This window comes from Bordetella sp. N (assembly GCF_001433395.1).
In the GTDB taxonomy this organism is placed as follows: Bacteria; Pseudomonadota; Gammaproteobacteria; order Burkholderiales; family Burkholderiaceae_B; genus Bordetella_C.
Window position 1 is genome coordinate 1,823,626 of record NZ_CP013111.1, and the last position, 19,686, is coordinate 1,843,311.

The 19,686-nt window shown below is 65.5% G+C and carries 20 protein-coding genes; 15 read left to right on the forward strand and 5 right to left on the reverse strand.

Annotated elements, in window-relative coordinates:
- Nucleotides 1-15: 15 nt before the first annotated feature.
- Genes ASB57_RS07815 through ASB57_RS07830 form a run of 4 tightly spaced genes read left to right on the forward strand, consistent with a single transcriptional unit; the run spans nt 16 to nt 4,070 of the window.
- A complete protein-coding gene (locus ASB57_RS07815; protein ID WP_057656007.1) occupies nt 16-1,377 on the forward strand; it encodes an LLM class flavin-dependent oxidoreductase in 1,362 nt (453 codons plus the stop codon).
- Nucleotides 1,377-2,165: an ABC transporter permease gene (locus ASB57_RS07820; protein ID WP_057651714.1), complete on the forward strand. Its 789-nt coding sequence runs from the start codon at nt 1,377-1,379 to the stop codon at nt 2,163-2,165. Before ASB57_RS07815 ends, ASB57_RS07820 begins: the two co-directional genes overlap by 1 nt.
- Nucleotides 2,144-2,950 carry an ABC transporter ATP-binding protein gene (locus ASB57_RS07825; RefSeq protein WP_082621442.1) on the forward strand — a complete coding sequence of 269 codons (807 nt, stop codon included), beginning with the start codon at nt 2,144-2,146 and terminating at the stop codon, nt 2,948-2,950. Before ASB57_RS07820 ends, ASB57_RS07825 begins: the two co-directional genes overlap by 22 nt.
- Nucleotides 2,951-3,005: 55 nt before the next feature.
- Entirely contained in the window at nt 3,006-4,070 is a 1,065-nt protein-coding gene (locus ASB57_RS07830; RefSeq protein ID WP_057651716.1) for an ABC transporter substrate-binding protein, read from the forward strand.
- A 40-nt stretch (nt 4,071-4,110) separates the two neighbouring features.
- Here the strand turns inward: ASB57_RS07830 and ASB57_RS07835 are convergent, their stop codons facing one another.
- On the reverse strand, nt 4,111-5,049 hold the full coding sequence (locus ASB57_RS07835; protein ID WP_057656008.1) for an AraC family transcriptional regulator: 939 nt from the start codon (nt 5,047-5,049) through the stop codon (nt 4,111-4,113).
- Nucleotides 5,050-5,163: 114 nt separating this feature from the next.
- Here ASB57_RS07835 and ASB57_RS07840 point away from each other — a divergent pair, with 114 nt between their 5' ends.
- Nucleotides 5,164-6,168, forward strand: a complete 1,005-nt coding sequence (locus ASB57_RS07840; RefSeq protein ID WP_156414360.1) for an oxidoreductase — start codon at nt 5,164-5,166, stop codon at nt 6,166-6,168.
- Here the strand turns inward: ASB57_RS07840 and ASB57_RS07845 are convergent.
- The 4 genes from ASB57_RS07845 to ASB57_RS07860 form a co-directional block, all read right to left on the reverse strand.
- On the reverse strand, nt 6,165-7,352 hold the full coding sequence (locus ASB57_RS07845) for a PepSY domain-containing protein (protein ID WP_057651718.1): 1,188 nt from the start codon (nt 7,350-7,352) through the stop codon (nt 6,165-6,167). The two genes, ASB57_RS07840 and ASB57_RS07845, sit on opposite strands and share 4 nt — an antisense overlap.
- A gap of 14 nt (nt 7,353-7,366) precedes the next feature.
- Nucleotides 7,367-9,721 carry a TonB-dependent receptor gene (locus ASB57_RS07850; RefSeq protein WP_082621987.1) on the reverse strand — a complete coding sequence of 785 codons (2,355 nt, stop codon included), beginning with the start codon at nt 9,719-9,721 and terminating at the stop codon, nt 7,367-7,369.
- Nucleotides 9,722-9,943: 222 nt separating this feature from the next.
- Nucleotides 9,944-10,951 carry a FecR domain-containing protein gene (locus tag ASB57_RS07855; RefSeq protein ID WP_057651719.1) on the reverse strand — a complete coding sequence of 336 codons (1,008 nt, stop codon included), beginning with the start codon at nt 10,949-10,951 and terminating at the stop codon, nt 9,944-9,946.
- Nucleotides 10,952-10,955: 4 nt separating this feature from the next.
- Nucleotides 10,956-11,447, reverse strand: a complete 492-nt coding sequence (locus ASB57_RS07860; RefSeq protein ID WP_057651720.1) for a sigma-70 family RNA polymerase sigma factor — start codon at nt 11,445-11,447, stop codon at nt 10,956-10,958.
- Nucleotides 11,448-11,823: 376 nt separating this feature from the next.
- Here ASB57_RS07860 and ASB57_RS07865 point away from each other — a divergent pair, with 376 nt between their 5' ends.
- The 10 genes from ASB57_RS07865 (at nt 11,824) to ASB57_RS07910 (ending at nt 19,675) form a co-directional block, all read left to right on the forward strand.
- On the forward strand, nt 11,824-12,567 hold the full coding sequence (locus ASB57_RS07865; RefSeq protein WP_057651721.1) for an IclR family transcriptional regulator: 744 nt from the start codon (nt 11,824-11,826) through the stop codon (nt 12,565-12,567).
- A gap of 41 nt (nt 12,568-12,608) precedes the next feature.
- Nucleotides 12,609-13,361 carry a transporter substrate-binding domain-containing protein gene (locus tag ASB57_RS07870; RefSeq protein ID WP_057651722.1) on the forward strand — a complete coding sequence of 251 codons (753 nt, stop codon included), beginning with the start codon at nt 12,609-12,611 and terminating at the stop codon, nt 13,359-13,361.
- A gap of 55 nt (nt 13,362-13,416) precedes the next feature.
- Nucleotides 13,417-14,085 (forward strand): amino acid ABC transporter permease, encoded by a 669-nt coding sequence (locus tag ASB57_RS07875; protein WP_057651723.1) that lies wholly within the window; start codon nt 13,417-13,419, stop codon nt 14,083-14,085.
- Complete coding sequence (locus tag ASB57_RS07880; protein ID WP_057651724.1) at nt 14,082-14,858, forward strand: amino acid ABC transporter ATP-binding protein; 777 nt, start codon at nt 14,082-14,084, stop codon at nt 14,856-14,858. The genes ASB57_RS07875 and ASB57_RS07880 overlap by 4 nt, the downstream gene beginning before the upstream one ends.
- Nucleotides 14,851-15,552 carry a HutD family protein gene (locus ASB57_RS07885; RefSeq protein ID WP_082621444.1) on the forward strand — a complete coding sequence of 234 codons (702 nt, stop codon included), beginning with the start codon at nt 14,851-14,853 and terminating at the stop codon, nt 15,550-15,552. Before ASB57_RS07880 ends, ASB57_RS07885 begins: the two co-directional genes overlap by 8 nt.
- Before the next feature lie 8 nt (nt 15,553-15,560).
- Nucleotides 15,561-16,952: a formimidoylglutamate deiminase gene (locus tag ASB57_RS07890; protein ID WP_057651726.1), complete on the forward strand. Its 1,392-nt coding sequence runs from the start codon at nt 15,561-15,563 to the stop codon at nt 16,950-16,952.
- Between the two features lie 212 nt (nt 16,953-17,164).
- Nucleotides 17,165-17,401 (forward strand): hypothetical protein, encoded by a 237-nt coding sequence (locus ASB57_RS07895; protein ID WP_057651727.1) that lies wholly within the window; start codon nt 17,165-17,167, stop codon nt 17,399-17,401.
- Nucleotides 17,402-17,616: 215 nt separating this feature from the next.
- Complete coding sequence (locus ASB57_RS07900) at nt 17,617-17,820, forward strand: cold-shock protein (protein WP_057651728.1); 204 nt, start codon at nt 17,617-17,619, stop codon at nt 17,818-17,820.
- Nucleotides 17,821-17,971: 151 nt separating this feature from the next.
- Nucleotides 17,972-18,874, forward strand: a complete 903-nt coding sequence (locus ASB57_RS07905) for a LysR family transcriptional regulator (protein ID WP_057651729.1) — start codon at nt 17,972-17,974, stop codon at nt 18,872-18,874.
- Nucleotides 18,875-19,063: 189 nt separating this feature from the next.
- A complete protein-coding gene (locus ASB57_RS07910) occupies nt 19,064-19,675 on the forward strand; it encodes a glutathione S-transferase family protein (protein ID WP_057651730.1) in 612 nt (203 codons plus the stop codon).
- The last annotated feature ends 11 nt before the right edge of the window (nt 19,676-19,686 follow it).

Consider the following 19,686-nt stretch of genomic DNA (forward strand, 5'->3'; position numbering starts at 1 on the left):
CTCAGCGCGACCATCATGACCGAGCCCAAGCGACAACTGCATCTGAACGCCTTCCTGCGCAACATCGGTCAGCATGAGGCGGCGTGGCGCCTGCCCGCATCCGACGTCAAGGCGGTTACCGACGTGTCGCACTACATCAACCTGGCGCGTATCGCCGAGCGTGGCCGCCTGGATGCCATCTTCTTCGCCGATCACCCGGTGCTGAAGGACCGCACGGAAGACCGTCCCTTCGATGCCCTCGATCCCACCACCCTGCTGGCCGCGCTGTCGACTGTGACGACGCACATCGGCCTGGTCGCCACCGCATCGACGACATACAACGATCCCTACAACCTGGCCCGGCGTTTCGCCACCATCGATCACCTGAGCCGTGGCCGCGCCGGCTGGAATATCGTCACCACCACCAATGCCGCGGCCGCCGCCAACTTCGGCGTGCCCGTCCACCCGGATCCCCTGGCCCGCTACGACCGTGCGGCCGAGTTCATCGATGTGGCGATCCGCCTGTGGGACAGCTGGCAGGACGACGCCATCGTCGGCGACAAGCAGGCCGGCATATTCGCGGATGGCCAGCGCATCCATCATGTCGATCATCGCGGCCCGCATTTCCAGGTGCGCGGACCGTTGGAGGTACCCCGTACACCGCAGGGTCGCCCGGTGCTGTTCCAGGCCGGATCCTCCACCCTCGGCAAGGACCTGGCCGCGCGCTATGCCGAGGCCATCTTCACGGCGCAGCCCGACCTTGCGGGCGCGCAGGCCTTCTACCGCGAAGTGAAGGACAAGGTGCGCGCCTACGGCCGTAACCCCGATCACGTGCAGATATTGCCTGGCCTGTCGGTATTCGTCGGCAGCACCGAAGCCGAGGCCCTGGCGCTGCAGGAAACCTTCGAATCGCTGACCATTCCGTCCTATGGCCTGGCCCAGCTCAATCGCATTACGGGATTGGACTATGGCGAGGCGGATCTGGACCGCGTCTTCGAGCTGCCTGCCAGCTACGACGTCCCCGGCGATCTCAAGAGCCGCGTCGCGCTGTTGCAAGGAATCGCTCAGAACGAACGAATCACCGTGCGCCATCTGTTGCGGCGGCTCAGCGCCGGCCGCGGCCATCGCATCCTGGCGGGGACGCCGGAACAGATCGCCGACGACATCGAGGTCTGGTTCCACAATGGCGCGGCGGACGGCTTCAACCTGATTCCGCCGGCGCTGCCCACCTCGCTGGAATCGTTCGTCGACCATGTCGTTCCCGAATTGCAGAAACGGGGGCTGTTCCGCCGCGAGTACACGGGTAGCACGCTGCGCGAACATCTGGGATTGCCGCGCCCCGCCTGGCAGGCGCCGGCGCGCGGCGCCGCGGCGCAAGCCACCGCCGTGGCGGCCTGATGACGCAGGCCGTACAAGCGGGACTGCGTCCCAAACCGCATCTGCCAGGGCAAAAGCTGCTGGGGCCCCTGCTGGTGCTGGCCGCCTGGGCCCTGGTCAGCGGCGCGGGCTGGGTAAAGCCGGATCAGTTGCCGCCGCCGCGCCAGATCCTGGATGCCTTCGCCGAAATGTTGCACACGGGATATCTGCAGGACAACCTGCTGGTGTCCCTGGCCAGGGCAGGACTGGGACTGGCCTATGGGATCGTCGCCGGCGTATTGCTGGCGCTGGTGGCGGGGCTTTCACGGCCTGGCGATGCGTTGTTCGACGGCCTGATCCAGGTGAAACGCGCCATCCCGAATCTTGCGTTGATCCCGCTATTCATCATGTGGCTGGGTATCGGCGAAACGATGAAGATCGTGATCATCGCGTTGGGCGTGCTGGTGCCGATCTATATCAATACGCACGCGGCCTTGCGCGACATCGACCTGCGCTACGTCGAATTGGCGGAGTCCGTCACGCTGACCCGCGCGCAATTCCTGCGCTACATCGTGATTCCCGGTTGCACGCCAGGCTTCTTCGTCGGGCTGCGCCTGGCCGCCACGCATGCATGGACCGCGCTGGTGGTGGTAGAAACGATCAATGCCACCAGCGGCATCGGCTACATGATCACGCAGGCGCGGATCTACGGCCAGATGGAGATCGTGATCGCCGGGCTGATCGTGTACGGCATCCTGGGATTCGGCACGGACGCGCTGATACGCGCATTACAGAAGAAGGTGCTGGCATGGCGACTATCGATAGCGTAGCCGTGGCCGAGCGCGACGGTGACCAGGGTGGTGACGTCAGCGTCCGGCGCTTGACGCGCCGCTTCGGCGACCGCTTGATTCTCGACAACGTGGACCTGCGTATCGCTTCCGGTGAGATCCTGGCGTTGCTCGGGCGCAGCGGTTCGGGCAAGAGTACCTTGCTGCGCGCCCTCGCCCACCTGGACCAGGGCACGGCCGGTACCGGTGACATCGCGGTGCCGGCACGCCGCGCGGTGTTGTTCCAGGATTCCCGCTTGTTGCCCTGGCTGCGCATCCTGGACAACGTCAAGCTGGGCGCGCTCGGGCGGGACGCTGACACGCGGGCCCGCGCGGCGCTGGCCGAAGTGGGACTGGCTGGCCGCGAACGGGCCTGGCCGCGCATGCTGTCCGGCGGTGAACAACAACGCGTGGCCCTGGCCCGCGGCCTGGTGCGCGATCCCCGATTCATCCTGGCCGATGAACCGTTCAGCGCCCTCGACGCCTTGACCCGGCTGCGCATGCAGCAACTGCTGCTGCAGTTGTGTGAGCGCCATACGCCGGCGGTGCTGTTCGTCACCCATGACGTCGATGAAGCGCTGTTGCTGGCCAATCGCATCATCGTCCTGGAAGCGGGCAAGCTGAGCCTGGACTGCCCGGTTCCCGCGGGCGCCGGCGCGGACGATGGGCAGGCGACGCTAAGGACGCGGATCCTGACCCAGTTGGGCGTCAGCGCCAGCACGGACAGCGTCAGCCGCGGCGCAACCGCGCTGCCTTTGCTCGACGCCGATGCGATCGCCCTTGCCTGACCCGAAAGATCCCTGACGTTGTTTTTGTTGACGTTCTTACCTTGGCGTATTCCCCATGAACCGCTCTTCCGTGCAGCCCAAGCGCCGCGCCACCCTTATCCTTTCCGCACTGACGCCCCTGGCCGCCTTGCTTGCGGCGGGCGCAGCGCCCGCCCAGGCTCAGGCCCAGGCAGTACTGGGCAGCACCCCCCTGCCCCAAGCCGTGCCGCCCGGCATCCGCATCGTTGTCGCGGACGACGCCAACCACGTCCAGGTGCTGTTGCGCCTGTCAGGCGAAGACAAGAACCTGGCTGCCAAGGTCGACTACGCCAACTTCAGCAGTGGCCCCCTGCGGCTGGAAGCGATACGCGCGGGCGCCGCGCAGGTGGGTGCTGTCGGCGACGTGCCACCCATCCTGGCGCATTTCTCCGGCGCCAACGTCGTCATCGTCGGCGCCGTGGTGTCGGCGGGCGACGGTTCGCTCATCACCACCTCCCCCGCGTCCGGCATCAAAGGCTTGGCGGACCTCAAGGGCAAGCGCATCGCCGTCAATGAAGGCACCGCGCAGCAGGCGATTTTGCTGCGCAACCTGGCATCGGTCGGCTTGACGGCCCAGGATGTCCGCATCGTGAAACTGGGTGTCGCGGAATTCGCGGATGCGCTGAGGTCGGGCCAGATCGACGCCGCCGTGCTCAAGCAGCCCGACCGTGGCCGCTACCTGACCACGGCGGAACGGGACGGCGCCCGCTCCCTCCCCAACGCGGCAGGCGCCAATACGGGGCTGGAATATCTTTACGCATCAAGGACCGCGCTGAACGATCCGGCCCAAGCGGCGGCGATCCGCGACTACGTCGTCCACTGGTATCGCGCCACGCTGTGGCGTAACGACAATCAGGACAAGTGGCTGCAAGGCTATCTGATCGCCGATCAAAGATTGAAACCCGACGACGCGCGCAAAGTGCTGGACAGTCAGGGCGCGGGATCCGTTCCCGGCCTGGCCGGCCTGGTAGCCGGCCAGCAGAAGACCATCGACCTGCTGCAAGCCGCGGGGGCGTTCGCAGGCAAGAAGCTGGATGCCCGGGACGAATTCGACCTGCGCTACGCGGATCTCAACGCGGAATCGCCGACCGGCGCGAAGTAAGGGAACCGGCCCGAGGCAAGGGCCAGCGTTCGCCCGCTATTTACTCGGCGCCGCGCCGGTACTGCGCGGGCGACAGCCCGGTGGTGCGCTTGAAGGCGTGACTGAACGCGCTTTCGCTGGCGTAGCCCAATTCTTCCATCCAGCAGCTGAAAGGCCGCGGATCGTTCTTCAAGGCGTGGCGGGCCAGCTGCATGCGCCAATTGGTCAGGTAAGCCATGGGCGACACGCCGGCCACCGATTTGAAGCGGACGGCGAAGGTGGTGCGCGACATGGCCGCGGCGCGTGCCAGTTCCTCCAATTGCCAGGGCCGGCCCGGCTCGTCGTGGATGCAGCGCAGCGCCGGCTGCAAGCGCTCGTCCGTCATCGCACGCAGCCATCCCGGCAACAGGCTGCTTTCCCGCGCAAGATGCAGACGCAAGGTCTGCAGGAACAGCATTTGGGTAAGTTGCTGCGTCATCAGGGCGTGGCCGCTGGCGCAAGCGGCGCGTTCCTCGATCAGGCGCTCGACCAGCCAGCGCAACATGCGCGCTTCGCTGGCGTCCTGGCCCAGGTGTATCAACGGCGGCAAGGCCGCGGCCAGCAACTGGCCGCACTCCGCGTCCAGCAAGGCGTGGCCTCCCAACATATGAAATTCCGATCCATCACCCAAGGTGACGCTGGAATGGCGCGGCTTGGGCGGGACATAGATTTCGGCCGCATCGCGTTCAGGGGCATCGAGGTCGCTGGCCAGCAGGAAGTCGTGTTGCAGGTACATGATGGCCACGTCGCCGGCCTGCATCTGCACGGCCGGTTCATCGCGGCGCAACTGCAGCCACACGCGCCCATGCAGGATGGCGAAGAACTTGAGCCCTTCGGGCCGCGGCATGCGGATGGCCCAGCTTCCGCTCGCCCGCATCTCGCCGGAATATGTGGGCCGCGCGGCCGCCAGGCGAATCAGGTCGGAGAGCGGGTCGCCGGGAATTTCTGAACGATCGAGCATGAATATCGTACTGGACAGCATTAATCGTTCGGCGACTTTAGCGCAAACTCTCGTGGCATTCCAGTAATTCCCTTTGCAGTCCCGACATACAGGAGTCCATCCATGCTGCGCCAAGTGACCCCTATCCAAAAACCCCTGCCCTCCGGATTCACCGCCGCCACCACCGCCACCGACGTCATGGCGGGCATAGACCTGACCGGCCGCACCGCCATCGTGACCGGCGGCTATTCCGGCCTTGGCCTGGAAGCCGTGCGTGTCATGGCCCAGGCCGGCGCGCGCGTGATCGTGCCGGCGCGTGACGAAGCCAAGGCGCGTGAACGCCTCTCTGCCATCCCGAATGCTGAAGTTTGGTCCATGGATCTGGCCGATACCCGAACGGTGGACCGATTTACCGAACGGTTCCTGGCCGAGCGCCGCGCGCTGGACATCCTGATGCTTAGCGCGGGCATCATGGCTCTGCCCGAGCTGCAACGCGATGCGCGTGGCCTGGAGATGCAGTTCGCCGTCAACCACATCGGGCACTTCGCCCTGACCGGCAAACTGTGGCCGGCCCTGTCCGCCGCCGGTGACGCGCGCGTGGTCGCGCTGTCGTCGCGGGGACACCGCTTTTCGCCCGTGCGCTTCGATGACCTGGCGTTTGCCCGTTGCGCCTACGACCGTTGGGCGGCCTATGGCCAGTCAAAGACGGCCAACGCCCTGTTCGCCATGGAGCTGGACCGCCGTGGGCGCGAGGCGGGAGTACGGGCTTTTTCCGTGCATCCCGGCGGCATCGTCACCGACCTTGTCAAGCATCTGAGCAAGGAGGACCTGAAGACCTTCGGCGCCCTGGACGCCAAGGGCCGCCCGGTCATCGACCCCGCCAATGGCAAGAAAACCGTCGCCCAGGGCGCCGCGACCCAGGTCTGGTGCGCCGTCCATCCCCAGCTCGACGGCCTGGGCGGCCTCTATTGCGAAGACGTCGATGTGGCCGAACTGGCGCCGGCCGACGTGGACACGACGAATGTCGGCGTGCGCACCCGTGGCGTGGCCGAGCATGCGGTCGATCCCGTCGCCGCTGCGCGGCTGTGGGTCGTCAGCGAAGCCTTGACGGGCCTGCGCTTCCCCACCGCGACGCGTTAGGGGCGCACGCCGCTGGGGCGCCCAGCGCCGGCACCCGCCCTCGCGCCGCGTCGGCGCAGCCACAGCCACAGGCCGCTGATGCCAAGGCCACCCAGCGCCACGCCCAACACGGCAACGCAAACCTGCCAGACCAGGCCGCCAAGCTCTCCGGTATGCAAGGGGTAGACGACGGAGTTGATGCGGGTGCCGGGATCCAGGTCACTCCAGCGCACGCGTGCCAGAATCGCGCCGTCGCGCGGGTCGAGCCAGACGGTCGACCGGCCGTTCGGATGCGGATCGTCCGGCACGTGCAGGCGCACCGTCAGCGGACGATCCAGCCGCGGGGTGTATTGGATCAAGTCGATCCGGCCATCCGGAAACGCGGACTGGGCCCTGGCGGCGAGCGTATCCAGCGGCAAGGGCTCGCCAGGCATGACACCATTCAATGCCGCGCCTGACGGTAGTTCCGGCAATTTCGGTGCAACTACGCGCGGCACACCGCTGGCCGCGCTGATCCATCCCCCGATGGGCCGCCAGGCCAGGTAGGCCCCGCTGGCTATGCAGACACAAAGCCCAAGCGCCAACAGCGCGCCACCCGTCCGATGTACGTCGAACAAGGCGCGCAACAGACCCTTGTGCAACACTACCCGCAATGACGGCGGCCATTTGCGCGGCCACCACAGCATCAGCCCCGTCACCATCAACAGCACATAGGCCAGGGCCACGCATGCCAGCACGGCCTTGCCGGTCTGCTCCAGCAATAAGGCGCTATGAAGGCGATACAGCAGCGCCACCGCACCTTCATGCTCACCACGTCTGCCCTGCTCCGCGCCGGACGCCGGATCGATGAAAACGGTTCCGCGCCACTTGCCGCGCACCAGCACTTGCAGGGTTTCGTCCGGTGCGCGCGCCGGACGGAATGAGAACGATGCCTGCTGCCCGAACTCGCTGGCCAGCTTTGCTCTTACGTGTTCCAGAGAGACGAGCGGCCGCGCGACGGCGACGGCTACGGCGCCGCCGGCGCCTGGCTCACACGCAAGCGGAGCAGAACAAGCCGGCGTCGCGGCCACGAACAGCTCGGGATGAAACCACTGGTCCAAAGGCCGCAGCACCACCAGCGCGGCGCCTGTCAGGCCCGACACGATCAGCACCCAGCCCAGGCTCAGCGCCAGCCACCGATGGCACGACAGCCACAGTTTGCGCATGCCTCAACGCGCCATCAATAGGCGACGCGGGCCTGCACGTAGACCATGCGGGGCGCGCCGACCATGCGGCCGCCATCGCTGTCCACGTTGCGCGTGTAGTAGCGGCGATCGAACAGATTGTTCACACCGAACTGGATCTCCGTGCGCGGGCGGCTTTGCAGCTTGTAGCTGACCTGCGCGTTCCACACGCTGAAGCCCGGCACCCTGCCGTTGATCCCATCGGCGGACTCCTGCACCGTGTTGGCGGTATCGGAGTACTGGCTGCTCTGCGCGGTGGTGAACAGGTTGAAGGCCCACTGCTTCACGGTATAACGGCCGCCCACCGTCCCTGTCTGACGCGAATAGAACGGCACGTCCTTGCCGCTATCGTCGCCGGACTTCTGGATGGCCCGCACATACGTGTAGTTGGCGTACACGTTCAAGCCCGCCAGCGGGCCGGACCGGTCGAAGTCATAGTCCGCCGCGAACTCCACGCCGTTGTGCGTGGTCGCGCCCAGGTTGCGGAACACCGCCGGATTGGTACCCGGGATGGACAGGATCTGATTATCGAAACGCAGGTTGAAGACGGTCAGCTCGGTGCGCACCTGCTCGCCGCTGTAGCGCAGGCCGGCCTCGATCGTCTTGGCGATCTCGGGCTTCAGCGGATTGGCGTCCGACATCGAGTTCAATTGCGTGTACTGCACCGCGCCGAAGGACGTGCTGTAGTTGGTGTACAGCGTCAGGTCCGGGCTGACCAGGTAGGCAAGGTTGAGCGAAGGCAGGCCTTTGCTGTTGTGGACCTTGTAGGACGTGCTGTCCGTGGTACCGCTGGGCTCGCGGGTGCTGTCGATGTTTTCATAGCGCACGCCGGGGGTCACGCGCCAGTTGCCGTACGCGATGCGATCATCGATGTAGATGGAATGGGCGCTGGTGCTGTTATCGAACAGCGTCCTGGCGGTGCGGGCGCCGTTGGAAAACAACTCGCCGTAGCGCTTGTCCTGCCCGCTTTCGTGGATGTAGCGATAGCCCACGGTGACATCGTGCGTGGTCGGGCCCCACTCGATGCGTTGGGTGTAGCGTGGCTCGATGCCCAGCACCTGATTGTTGCGGGGCTGGAAGTCGTAGCGTTTCTGCGCCTCGTTGATCAGCTTGCTTTCGCGCGAGCTGTCGTAGTGGTAGACGCGCACCTCGAACTCCTGCGTGTCCGAAATGGTGTTCAGGTAGCCCACGTCGACCTGGTCGCGCTGTCCTTTCCAATAGTCCGCGGGCCGCGTGTTCTGGAAAGGATCGTCGCGGTACTGCGCCGGCGTCAGGCCGCCCGGTGTCACGGATTTCACGTCGTAGTGCGAGAACTTGCCGTAGATCTCCGACGACGGCGTCAGTTCATAGCGCCATTTCAAGGCGATGTCGTTGTAGCGGTCATGGCTGGCGTCGCGCCAGTCCTGGCCGTCCATGCCCGAGTACAGCAGCGCCAGGCCCAGGCCGTTGTCCATCTGCGTGCCCAGGAAGGTCGTGTACTGCGTGTTGGTGCCGCCCTTGCTGAAAACGTTGTAGCGCGCCGACGCATCGGCGGTCAGGCCGCTATCCGTGGGGATGGCGCGCGTCTTGAAGTTGATGATGCCGCCGACGTTCTGCGGCCCGTAACGCACCGCGCCACCGCCGCGCACCACGTCGATCGACTCCAGATTACCCAGGCTGATGGGCGACATCACCAGGTTGGGCTGCCCGTACGGCGCCATGGCCATCGGAATGCCGTCGATCAGCATGGTGGTGCGGAAGGAATTGCGCGGGTTCAAGCCACGGATCCCGACATGCAGGCCAACGGAGCTGCCTGTGGCGCTGGTGCTGCCGCTGATCTGCACGCCAGGCACGCGGCGCAGGACGTCGCCCACGCTGGACGCGCCGCTGTCGGCGATATCTTCCTGGCGCAACAGGGTGCGCGCGCCGCCGAAGCTCTGCACGCTGTTCTGCAAGCCCGTGCCGAGCCAGCTGCCGCTGACCTGGATCGCTTCCAGGGTGGAGCCGGTGCCGGACGCGGCCGCCGCGGGCGACGCCGCGCTGGTCCCGGCCGCCGCGCTGCTGCCTGCATCTGTCCCGGATGCTGGTGCCCCCGGTGCCGCCGGCGCGCGCACCACGTATCCCTCGCCGGACTGCGGGACGGCTGTCAGGCTGGTGCCGGCCAACAGACGTTGCAGGCCTTGAGCGACGGTGAAGTTTCCCTGCAAGCCGGCGCTGTTCATCCCGGCCACGTCTTCAGGGCGGAACGACACCGTGACGCCACTGGCTTTCCCATATGCCGTGAGCACCTGGGCCAATGACCCGGCCGGAATCGAGAACGTCCGCGGGGCGGCCTGGGGCGCGCTCTGAGCGCTGGCCTGGGAAACGTACAGCGCGCCGCCGGCCAGCGCGCACGTCGTCAATGCCGTCAGGGCCGTCAAGGCGTAGCGCGCCGTGGCGGTCCCGGGGACGCGCGCTCCGCGCGGCTGGTGTTCTGCCGATCCCACTTTCCATTCTCCCGTTGCATAAGGTACGTTGATGTCCCCTATGCCGCGCGAGCGATCCCAAAAGGGACACGCCGGGGGTACAGAAAATGAAACCAAAAGAAACTGCCATCACGCTTGCGGCGTGGTCACCGTCACCCAATATCCGGTACGGCGAACGACGCGCACGGGCAAGGTCTGGCCCACGACGGCCAGCACATGATCGGTATCCGCAAGCTGGAAGACTCCCGATACGCGCAGGCCCGCCACCGCGGGATCGCAACGCACGATGCCCGGGCGATAGCGCGCCAACTCGGCAAGGAACGCATCCAGCCGCATGTTGTCGGCTTCCAGCGCGCCATGCGTCCAGCCAGGCGCATCGAGTTGGCTGGTGTTCTCCGTTCGCGCCACGGCGCGCACCGAGCCGAAGCCGGCTGCCGTGAATCGGATGGTATGGCCCGCGTCGAAGATGCGGCGCGCGCCGTCGTTCCGCAAGGTGACTTCCACCCGATGCTCCAGCACCGATAGTGTCGTGGCGGTTGCCTCATCCCCAAGTTGCCTGACGACGAAGCGGGTACCCAGGGCCCGCAGGCGCCCCGCGGCCGTATCGATCAGGAAAGGCCGCGCGAGGGCCGGACTGTCGGGGGCGGTGCGCACATAGATTTCCCCGTCACGCAGGCTCACCAGCCGGCTGCTGTCGCTATAGCGGACGTCCAGCGACGTGTCCGTGTTCAGCTGCACCTGGCTGCCGTCCGCCAGCATCACATCGCGGTGCTCGCCCACGGCGGTACGGTAGCCGTCGGCACCGTCACGCCATGCCGGCCCGTGCCGGTAGACCAGCCACGCCGCGGGCACCGCGATGCCCAAGGCCGCCAACGTCTTCATCACGGCCCGGCGGTTCACCCCGGTCGGGCGCGTCAGGACTGGCACGCCGACCATGGGCGGCAGCGCCCCGAACCGTTCGCTCAGGCGCTCGGCGCGTTGCCAGGCCAGTTCGTTTTCCGCGCGCTCCTGGCGCCAACGTTGCAAGGCGGCATGGTCCTCGGGGCCGGCCTCGCCGGAGTGCAGGCGCACCAGCCAGCGGGCGGCCTCGCGGATGACGGCGTGATCGGGGGTGGGCGCGGCACCGGACGCGGACATGGTTTCAGTCGATCAGGGCCAGGCAGAGCTCGAAGCCCTGGGCCATATAGCGTTTGACGGTGCGGTCGCTCAGCTTCATGCGCGTGGCGATCTCGACGTAGGTCAGGCCTTCCAGCTGCGACAGCACGAAAACCTGGCGGGCCTTGGCAGCCAGCCCGGACAACATCGCGTCGAGCTGATGCAGAGTCTGCTGCATGGCCACCAGCCGCTCCGGCGCCACATCGAAATCCGCGGGCAGCGCCGCCAGCGTTTCCAGCCAGGCCTGCTCCAGCGACCGGCGCCGCCAATAATCATTGAGCAGCCCGCGCGCGATGGTGGTCAGGTAGGCGCGCGGCTCGCGCAGGCCAGGCAGTTCCTCGGGTTTGCGCAGCACCCGCAGGAAGGTGTCCTGCGCCAGGTCGGCGGCTTCATCGCCGCAATCGAGCCGGCGGCGCAACCACAGGCAAAGCCAGGCGTGGTTGTCTACGTAGAGGCGTTCGAGGGTGGCGGTCGACATGGTGGCAGCACCCTGGCGGCGTGCGTCTGGCGGATAAATCGGCAGCGGCCGCGTATCAGCAGCCCGCTCAAAGAATCAGGCGCTGATGATACCAAGAATTATTCCCATCCGCGCCATCCCAGGCGTGCACGCACCATGTCGCGGCATGTTTCGCCCAGGACTGGTGCAACTTTTGAATCGATTCCCATTGAATGGGACTGGCGTTCGAAATGCGAGTCTCAGGGTTTCCCCTAAATAATGAAATTAGGCCGAAATATCCGAGATTTAGCCGCATAAATCCGACGATGCTCCAGATGCGAAAAGTGCGCTTATAGTCCCACACAATGGGAATATCAGCTTGGTCTGCGATCCCGTCCTATCCCATACTGCATCCACCATGTCCTCATCCACCGCCGCCCCCGCATCCCAAGACCGCGTCCTGCTGGTGCTGGCCACGCTCGCCCAATGGAACGGTCCCGTCACCGCGCAGCAACTGGCTGACGCCACGGGCCTGCCGCGCAGTTCGCTCTACCGGCAGTTGGCGCGGCTCAAGCAATGGGGTTTCGTGCAGGAGGAAGAAGGCAGCTATTCGCCGGGTCCCATGGGGCTGCAACTGGCCCAGGGCTTCGACGCCAATTCCAGCCTGGTTCACATGGCCCGCATGGACATGCAACGCCTGGTGCATCAGTCGCACGAGAGCGTCGGCCTGATCGTCCCAGTGAATGACCGCGCCATTTGCCTGGACATGCTGGAAAGCCCGCAAGCCCTGCGCTGCTCCTTCGAGAAAGGCCGCAGCGTGCCCTTGCGCAAAGGCGCCACCGCCAAGTGCCTGCTCGCCCATCTGCCGCCCGCGCGGCGCGACAGCCTGCTCGAAAGCTGGCAGAACGACCCGGCCGATCCGTCCTTGCCCGACCGCGCCGCGCTGGCCGCCATCCGCAAGGCCGGCTATGCGCGCAGCCAGAATGAAGTCGACGACGGCGTCTGGGGTGCCAGCGCGCCGTTGTTCGGTCCCGGCCAGCGTCTGGCCGGATGCCTGACCCTGATGGCACCGACCGCGCGTGGCGTGCCGCGCGCGGAAGAACTCACGCAGATGGTGGTGGTCGCCGCCGCGCGCGTGTCCCGTCTTTTGAGTATCACTTGACCGGCCGTCCCCAACTTATCTTCAATCCCCAGGAGCTTCTCATGTCCATTCTTCGTCGCCGTGTTCTGCAAGCCGCGCTGGCCTTGTTTCCCCTCGTCTGGGCCGCCGCGCCCGCGCCCGCCCTGGCCGACCAGGGCGTGATCCGCGTGGTCACCGATGCCACCTTCCCTCCCATGGAATACGTCGAAAACGGCAAGATGACCGGCTTCGACATCGAGTTGACCGAAGCACTGGCCAAGGCCATGGGCAAGAAAGTCGAATGGACTCAGATCGATTTCAAAGGCCTGATTCCCGGTCTGGTGTCCAAGCGTTTTGACATGGCGGTCTCGGCCATCTACATCACCGACGAGCGCCGCAAGGTGGTCGACTTCGGCGACTCCTACTATGCCGGCGGCCTGGTCGCCATGGTGAAGGCCGACAACACGGCGATCAAGACGGCCAAGGACCTGGACGGCAAGCAGGTCACCGTGCAGGTCGGCACCAAGTCCGTTAGCTACCTGAAGGATGCCTACCCTGGCGTGAAGCTGGTGGAAGTGGAAAAGAACGACCAGATGTTCAACCTGGTCGCCATCGGCCGCGCCGACGCCGCGGTGACCGGCCTGCCCGCCGCTTACCAGTACGTCCGCACCCGCGGCGGCCTCAAGGTCCTGCCCGAACCGCTGACGACTGAAGCCTACGGCATGGCGGTGCGCAAGGACATGCCCGAACTCACCGCCGCGCTGAACAAGGCGCTGGTGCAGTTGAAGGCCGACGGCACCTACGACGCCATCGTGAAGAAGTGGTTCAGCAATTGAAGTGACGCCGGCGACATCCGCTGAGCCGGCCACCGAGTCTGTCTTGAGGCAATGAATGGATCTTGATTTTTCCCCGGTCTGGGCCAATTGGCCCGACCTGCTCCGGGGCGCCGCGGTGACGATAGAAATCGTCTCCGTGTCGCTGTTGCTCGGCTGTGTAATCGGCCTGCTGGTGGGCATAGGCCGCCTGGAACCGCGCCGCCGCGTGGTCTATGGCCTGTGCTCCGCTTACGTGGCCGTCATCCGCGGGACGCCCCTGCTGGTGCAGCTGTTCATCCTGTTCTTCGGCTTGCCGCAGTTTGGCATCCAGCTGCCCGCCTTCGTTTGCGGCGTCATCGGCTTGTCGATCTACAGCGGCGCGTACGTCTCCGAGATCGTGCGGGGAGCGATCCAGTCCATCGACCGCGGGCAGGTCGAGGCGGCCCGATCGCTGGGCATGCCCGGCCACATGGCCATGACCAGCGTGGTGCTGCCCCAGGCCTTCGTGCGGATGATCCCGCCGCTCGGCAATGAGTTCATCGCGCTGATCAAGAACTCCGCGCTGGTGTCCTTGCTGACCATTCAGGACGTGATGCACGAAGGCCAGAAGATCATTTCGGTGTCCTATCGCTCGCTTGAAGTCTACCTGGCCATCGCGGTGATCTATTTCATATTGACCGGCGTCACGACATACGTGCTGCGGCGCATCGAGCTGCGGCTGCGCGCGGGAGGGATGGTGCAATGAGCGCGAACGATCAACCTATCACCCCGATGGTCAGCATTCGGGGCCTGGTCAAGGCCTACGGCGACAACCTGGTGCTGCGCGGCATCGACCTGGACGTGCTGCCCTCCCAGGTCGTCGTGGTCATCGGCCCCAGCGGATCCGGCAAGAGCACCTTGCTGCGCTGCTGCAACGGCCTTGAACTGGCCCAGGGCGGCAGCATTGACATCTGTGGCCGCGCGCTGTTGGAGGAAGGCAGCATGCTGCCCGATAGCGAGCTGAACAAGCTGCGCGAAGAAGTCGGCATGGTGTTCCAGTCCTTCAATCTGTTCGCCCATCTGAACGTGCTGCACAACATCACGCTGGGCCCCCGCAAGCTGCGCGGCACGCCGCGCCAACAGGCCGAGGGCGAAGCGCGCGCCTTGCTGGAGAAAGTCGGCCTGGAGCACAAGGCCGACGCCATGCCCGCCAGCCTGTCGGGCGGCCAGAAGCAGCGCGTCGCCATTGCGCGCGCCCTGGCGATGCGGCCGCAAGTCATGCTGTTCGACGAGCCCACCTCCGCGCTGGACCCCGAGCTGGTCGGCGAGGTCCTCAAGGTAATGAAGATGCTGGCGACCGAAGGCATGACCATGATGGTCGTCACGCACGAAATGGCCTTCGCGCAGGAAGTGGCGGATGTGGTGGTGGTCATGGACCACGGTGGCATCATCGAAGCCGGACCGCCGTCCCAGATCTTCACGGCGCCGGTCGAGGCGCGTACGCGCGAATTTCTACAGGCAGTGTTGAAACGTGGTTGATCCTGTATTTTTCCGCTTGTCCGACGTGCCCGCCCAGCCGTGGAAGAACGGCGGCGGCCTGACCCGCGAAGTTGTCAGCTGGCCTCCTGGCGCGGGTGTCGACGATTTCCTCTGGCGGATCAGCGTCGCCCGCATCGACGCGGACGGCCCCTTCTCCCGTTTCGCCGGCATCGATCGGGTCATTACCTTGCTGAGCGGTCCGGGCGTGCTGTTGCGTGGCAGCTTTGCCGCGGATGCGGATGCGGCGGTGAACGCGCCCGCGGACGCGCACGCGTTGACCACGCCGCTGGCGCCCTTTGCCTTCTCCGGCGACGTGGACATCGACTGCGCATTGCAAGGCGGCCCGTCCGAGGATTTCAACGTCATGAGCCGGCGGGGCAGTGTCAACGCGACAGTAGCGGTGGTGGAACAGACCGGCGACCTGCCTGCCGACTTGCCTGCCATTACGCACGGACTGGTGCTGGCCGTGGGCAGCGAATGGGAAGTCGTGGCCGCCGATGGCGCTCGGCACATGCTGCCATCGGGTGCCGGCCTGTGGTGGGCGGATTCCTCACAAACGCTGCAAGTGCGATCCCGGACGGACACACCAAATTCCGAGAACCAGATCCCGAATGCCGCCAACGCTGGCGCCGGCGCCAGTGGCCGTACCGGCTTGATCGTCGTCGCCTTCGACATGCTCGCACCCAAGCGATGAGTAGCCCTATGACGCAAGCAAACACTCTATGGGCCGCCGATGCCCTGCTGCCCGACGGCTGGGCCCGCGATGTCGCCCTGGCCTGGGACGCGCAAGGCCGCCTGACCCAGGTGCGCGCCGGCGTGGGACCCCTGCCGGGCCAAGTCCGCGCCACGGGCCCTCTCATCCCCGGCATGCCCAACCTGCACTCCCACGCTTTCCAGCGTGGCTTCTGCGGCTTGACCGAGTACCGCGCCCAGGCGGCCGACAGCTTTTGGAGCTGGCGCGACCTGATGTACCGCTGCGCCAGCCGGATCGGCCCCGCCGAGGTCGAAGCCATCGCCACCTGGCTCTATATCGAGATGCTCGAAGCCGGCTATACCAGCGTCTGCGAATTCCACTATCTGCATCACGATCCCCAGGGGCGGCCCTATGCGCCCCTGCCGGAAATGGCCATGGCCATCCTGCGCGCGGCGGAGCGCACGGGCATGGGTCTGACCCTCTTGCCCGTGCTCTACCAGACCGGCGGATTCGGCGCCGCCGCGCCCAACGATGGCCAGCGCCGCTTCCTGCACGACACGGCTGCCATGCTACGGCTGCTGGACACCCTTAAACCCTTCTGCGACGCCCAGGGCGCGCGACTGGGCCTGGCCCCTCACTCCCTGCGCGCCGTCCCGCCAGCGACCTTGACCGACGTGCTAGCTGGCCTGGACGCGCTGGATGCCACCGCGCCCATCCACATCCACATCGCGGAGCAGACCAAGGAAGTCGAGGACTGCATCGCCTGGAGCGGCCTGCCTCCCGTGCGCTGGCTGTTGGAAAATGCGCCGGTGGGACCGCGCTGGTGTCTGGTCCACGCTACCCATATGACCCCCGACGAGACGCTGGATGCCGCCCGTACCGGCGCCGTCGCCGGCCTGTGCCCCACGACGGAAGCCAATCTGGGCGACGGCCTCTTCGACATGGCCCACTGGCGCCAGGGCGGCGGCCGCTGGGGCGTGGGGTCGGACAGCCACGCCACCGTCAACGCCGCTGAAGAGCTGCAATGGCTGGAATACGGCCTGCGCCTGACCACGCGGCAACGCAACGTGATGGCCGAAGCCGCGCAGCCCCACGTCGCCACGGCCATGACCCTGGCGGCGGTGGCGGGCGGCGCCCAGGCCAGCAGCCGCCCCGTGGCCGGCCTGGCGCCCGGCGAGCAGGCGGATCTGGTGGAGCTGGACCCCCTGCACGTAGCCCTGGCCGGGCTGCCCGCGCGCGACATGCTGTCCGCCCATGTGTTCGGCAGCCATCGGACTTCGGCGCTGAGAAACGTCTGGGTCGCCGGCCGGAAGCGGGTTCATGAAGGGCTGCACCCCCTGCGCGACAGCGCCGCCGCCGACTTCCTGAATGTCCGCCGCAACCTGGTTACGAATGCCTGAACCTTTGCGGGCATCGTCCCCCGGACGCCCACAGCCGTGATAGGCTTTGGGAACCTGTGGTTTTTCGGAGACGAATCCAATCCATCCACTGACCTCTGTACTCGACCCTCAATGGGCTCTGATGAGCCTCCCTTTAGCCAGCGTCCCCTTCATTTGGTGCAGTGCATCGCACACATAGAACGGCTGGACGCGCAACATAAGGCAAGTCATCCATGGAGACGATCGAAATCGAAGGCCCCACCCATGTCACCACCATCGAGGTCGGCGCACTGGCAGGTCCTAGCGACACGGTTCTGCTGCGCATCAGCAAAGCGGACCCGGGAACAGAGGCATTGATGGAGTCCAGCCAGGTGTTTTTGCTCAGCCATGACCAGGTCGAAGATCTGGTAACAAAGCTGCGAAAATCACTGCGCTGGATCGATGAGAAGCCGTTTGAGCGCTTCCATTGACCGCAAATTGCTCGTTTCTTGATCAAGGACAAAACAATTTGCGAATAAAACTTGACTCGCCGCTGACGCGCCCGCATAGTTAGCGCCAGATTCTCAAGTGCGCCGATATTGTTCCTTCGTGTATGAGCAAGTTTTACACATTTTTGTCCATGTTCCTGCCTTGATTATCTCCATCCAGGACTTATTGTTCTCAACTCATCAAGGTATCTCAAATCATGGAAACCGGAATCGTCAAGTGGTTTAACTCGGAAAAGGGTTTTGGCTTCATTACCCCGGAAAAAGGCGGCAATGACCTGTTCGCCCACTTCTCCGAAATTCAAGGCGAAGGCTACAAGTCGCTGCAAGAAAACCAGCGCGTCAGCTACGTGCCGGCAATGGGCCAAAAGGGCCCGCAAGCCACCAAGATCACCCCGCTGTAAGTCTTCGGACTAACGCGTAGTACTTGGTAAGAAAAGCCCTCGCAAGAGGGCTTTTCCTTTTGGGGTCGCGCATGTCTCTGGTGCCGCTCCCCTCGCCCGCCCCGCCGGCTGCCCTGGCTATACTCCCGGCTTCCCATACTGGAGCGACGCCTTGGATCTGATGCAGGCCATGAAGACCTACGTCACCGTGGTCGAAAGCGGCGGCTTCACGGCGGCGGCCCGCAAGCTGGACATTTCCCTGTCCGTGGTCAGCCGGGTCGTGACCGATCTGGAAGCGCACCTGGGCGTACGCCTGCTCACCAGGACGACGCGCGTAGTGCGGCCCACGGACGCCGGCACTGCTTATTTCGAGAACTGCAGGCGCATCCTGGGCGAGATCGAGGATGCTGAACTGGAGGCGGCCGGCACGCACACGACCCCGCGCGGACAACTGGTGGTGACCGCGCCGGTCATGTTCGGCGCCCGCCACGTCACCCCTATCGTCGTCGAGTATCTGCGGCGCTATCCGGACGTGACGGTCAGTTCCCTCTGGCTGGACCGCAACGTCAACCTGATGGACGAAGGCGTGGACGTGGGCGTGCGTATCGGCGAACTGCCCAGTTCGACCCTGCAGGCCATTTCAGTCGGACGGGTGCGTCGTGTGGTGGTCGCTTCGCCCGCCTACCTGAAGGAGCACGGTATGCCCCGGACGCCGGAAGACCTGGAGCGGCACACGCTGATCCAGGTCACCGGTATCAGCACCTTGCCGGAATGGCGCTTCGTGCATCAGGACCAGCCCCTGTCCCAGCGCATCGCGCCGCGACTGGCGACCACAACCAACGATTCGGCTATCGCCGCCGCCGTGGCTGGCCTGGGCCTGGCGCGGGTGCTGTCTTACCAGATCGCGGGTGAACTATGGGACGACAAGCTGCGCGTGGTGATGGCTGATTACGAGCCGCCACCGGCGCCCATCCATGTCATCCACCGGGAAGGCCGGCATGCGATGCAGAAGGTGCGCGCGTTCCTGGACCTGGCGATCGACAGCCTGCGGGCGGACAAGTCCTTGAACGAATAGAGGTCGGCCTGCATGAGCGCACGTCGCGCGGCTTGCAAAGGGCCGCCGCCAAGGACAAGCAAAATCCTACTATTCGCGTTTCCACAACAATATCTTCTTTCTCAGGCCATTTTTCCCTGGTCGCAGTCGCCTTAACATTCATTCCAGCACGACATTACGTGCGGAAACCGAAACTATAGGACTGCTGCCATGAAACTCTATCGCCACGCCCTCTCCGGCCACTCGCACCGTGCCCACCTTTTCCTGTCCCTGATCGGCCAGCCCTATGAACTGGTCGATGTGGACCTGGCCGCCCGCGCCCATAAACAGCCCGAATTCCTGCGCCTGAATCCTTTCGGCCAGGTGCCGGTGCTGGTCGATGGGGACGTCGTCATCGCCGACTCCAACGCCATCCTGGTCTACCTGAGCAAGAAATACGGCAAGACGGACTGGCTGCCCGAGACGCCCAAGGAAGCCGCCGACGTACAGCGCTGGCTGTCGGTCGCCGCCGGCGATATCGCGTCCGGTCCGGCCGCCGCCCGCCTGGTGACCGTGTTCGCCGCCCCGATCGACGCCGATGCCGCCATCAGCCGCGCCCACGTGGTGTTGAAGCGCATGGACGACACACTGGCGCACAGCACCTGGATCGCCGGCGTGCAGCCCACCATCGCCGACGTGGCCTTGTACAGCTACACCGCCCGCGCGCCGGAAGGCTTCGTGGACCTGAAGGATTACGCCCATGTGCGCGCGTGGCTCGCCCGGGTCGAGGCCTTGCCCGGTTTCGTCGAATTCCAACGCACACCCGTGGGTCTGGCCGCCTGAAGGAGCTAACC

Bases quoted from the DNA above. Each gene is read 5' to 3' on its own strand.
- ASB57_RS07830 (WP_057651716.1), top strand. From the start codon at position 3,006: ATGAACCGCTCTTCCGTGCAGCCCAAGCGCCGCGCCACCCTTATCCTT.
- ASB57_RS07820 (WP_057651714.1), top strand. From the start codon at position 1,377: ATGACGCAGGCCGTACAAGCGGGACTGCGTCCCAAACCGCATCTGCCA.
- ASB57_RS07910 (WP_057651730.1), top strand. From the start codon at position 19,064: ATGAAACTCTATCGCCACGCCCTCTCCGGCCACTCGCACCGTGCCCAC.
- ASB57_RS07835 (WP_057656008.1), bottom strand. From the start codon at position 5,049: ATGCTCGATCGTTCAGAAATTCCCGGCGACCCGCTCTCCGACCTGATT.
- ASB57_RS07845 (WP_057651718.1), bottom strand. From the start codon at position 7,352: ATGCGCAAACTGTGGCTGTCGTGCCATCGGTGGCTGGCGCTGAGCCTG.
- ASB57_RS07880 (WP_057651724.1), top strand. From the start codon at position 14,082: ATGAGCGCGAACGATCAACCTATCACCCCGATGGTCAGCATTCGGGGC.
- ASB57_RS07900 (WP_057651728.1), top strand. From the start codon at position 17,617: ATGGAAACCGGAATCGTCAAGTGGTTTAACTCGGAAAAGGGTTTTGGC.
- ASB57_RS07865 (WP_057651721.1), top strand. From the start codon at position 11,824: ATGTCCTCATCCACCGCCGCCCCCGCATCCCAAGACCGCGTCCTGCTG.
- ASB57_RS07875 (WP_057651723.1), top strand. From the start codon at position 13,417: ATGGATCTTGATTTTTCCCCGGTCTGGGCCAATTGGCCCGACCTGCTC.
- ASB57_RS07855 (WP_057651719.1), bottom strand. From the start codon at position 10,951: ATGTCCGCGTCCGGTGCCGCGCCCACCCCCGATCACGCCGTCATCCGC.
- ASB57_RS07870 (WP_057651722.1), top strand. From the start codon at position 12,609: ATGTCCATTCTTCGTCGCCGTGTTCTGCAAGCCGCGCTGGCCTTGTTT.
- ASB57_RS07825 (WP_082621442.1), top strand. From the start codon at position 2,144: ATGGCGACTATCGATAGCGTAGCCGTGGCCGAGCGCGACGGTGACCAG.
- ASB57_RS07890 (WP_057651726.1), top strand. From the start codon at position 15,561: ATGACGCAAGCAAACACTCTATGGGCCGCCGATGCCCTGCTGCCCGAC.
- ASB57_RS07815 (WP_057656007.1), top strand. From the start codon at position 16: ATGACCGAGCCCAAGCGACAACTGCATCTGAACGCCTTCCTGCGCAAC.
- ASB57_RS07895 (WP_057651727.1), top strand. From the start codon at position 17,165: ATGGAGACGATCGAAATCGAAGGCCCCACCCATGTCACCACCATCGAG.
- ASB57_RS07860 (WP_057651720.1), bottom strand. From the start codon at position 11,447: ATGTCGACCGCCACCCTCGAACGCCTCTACGTAGACAACCACGCCTGG.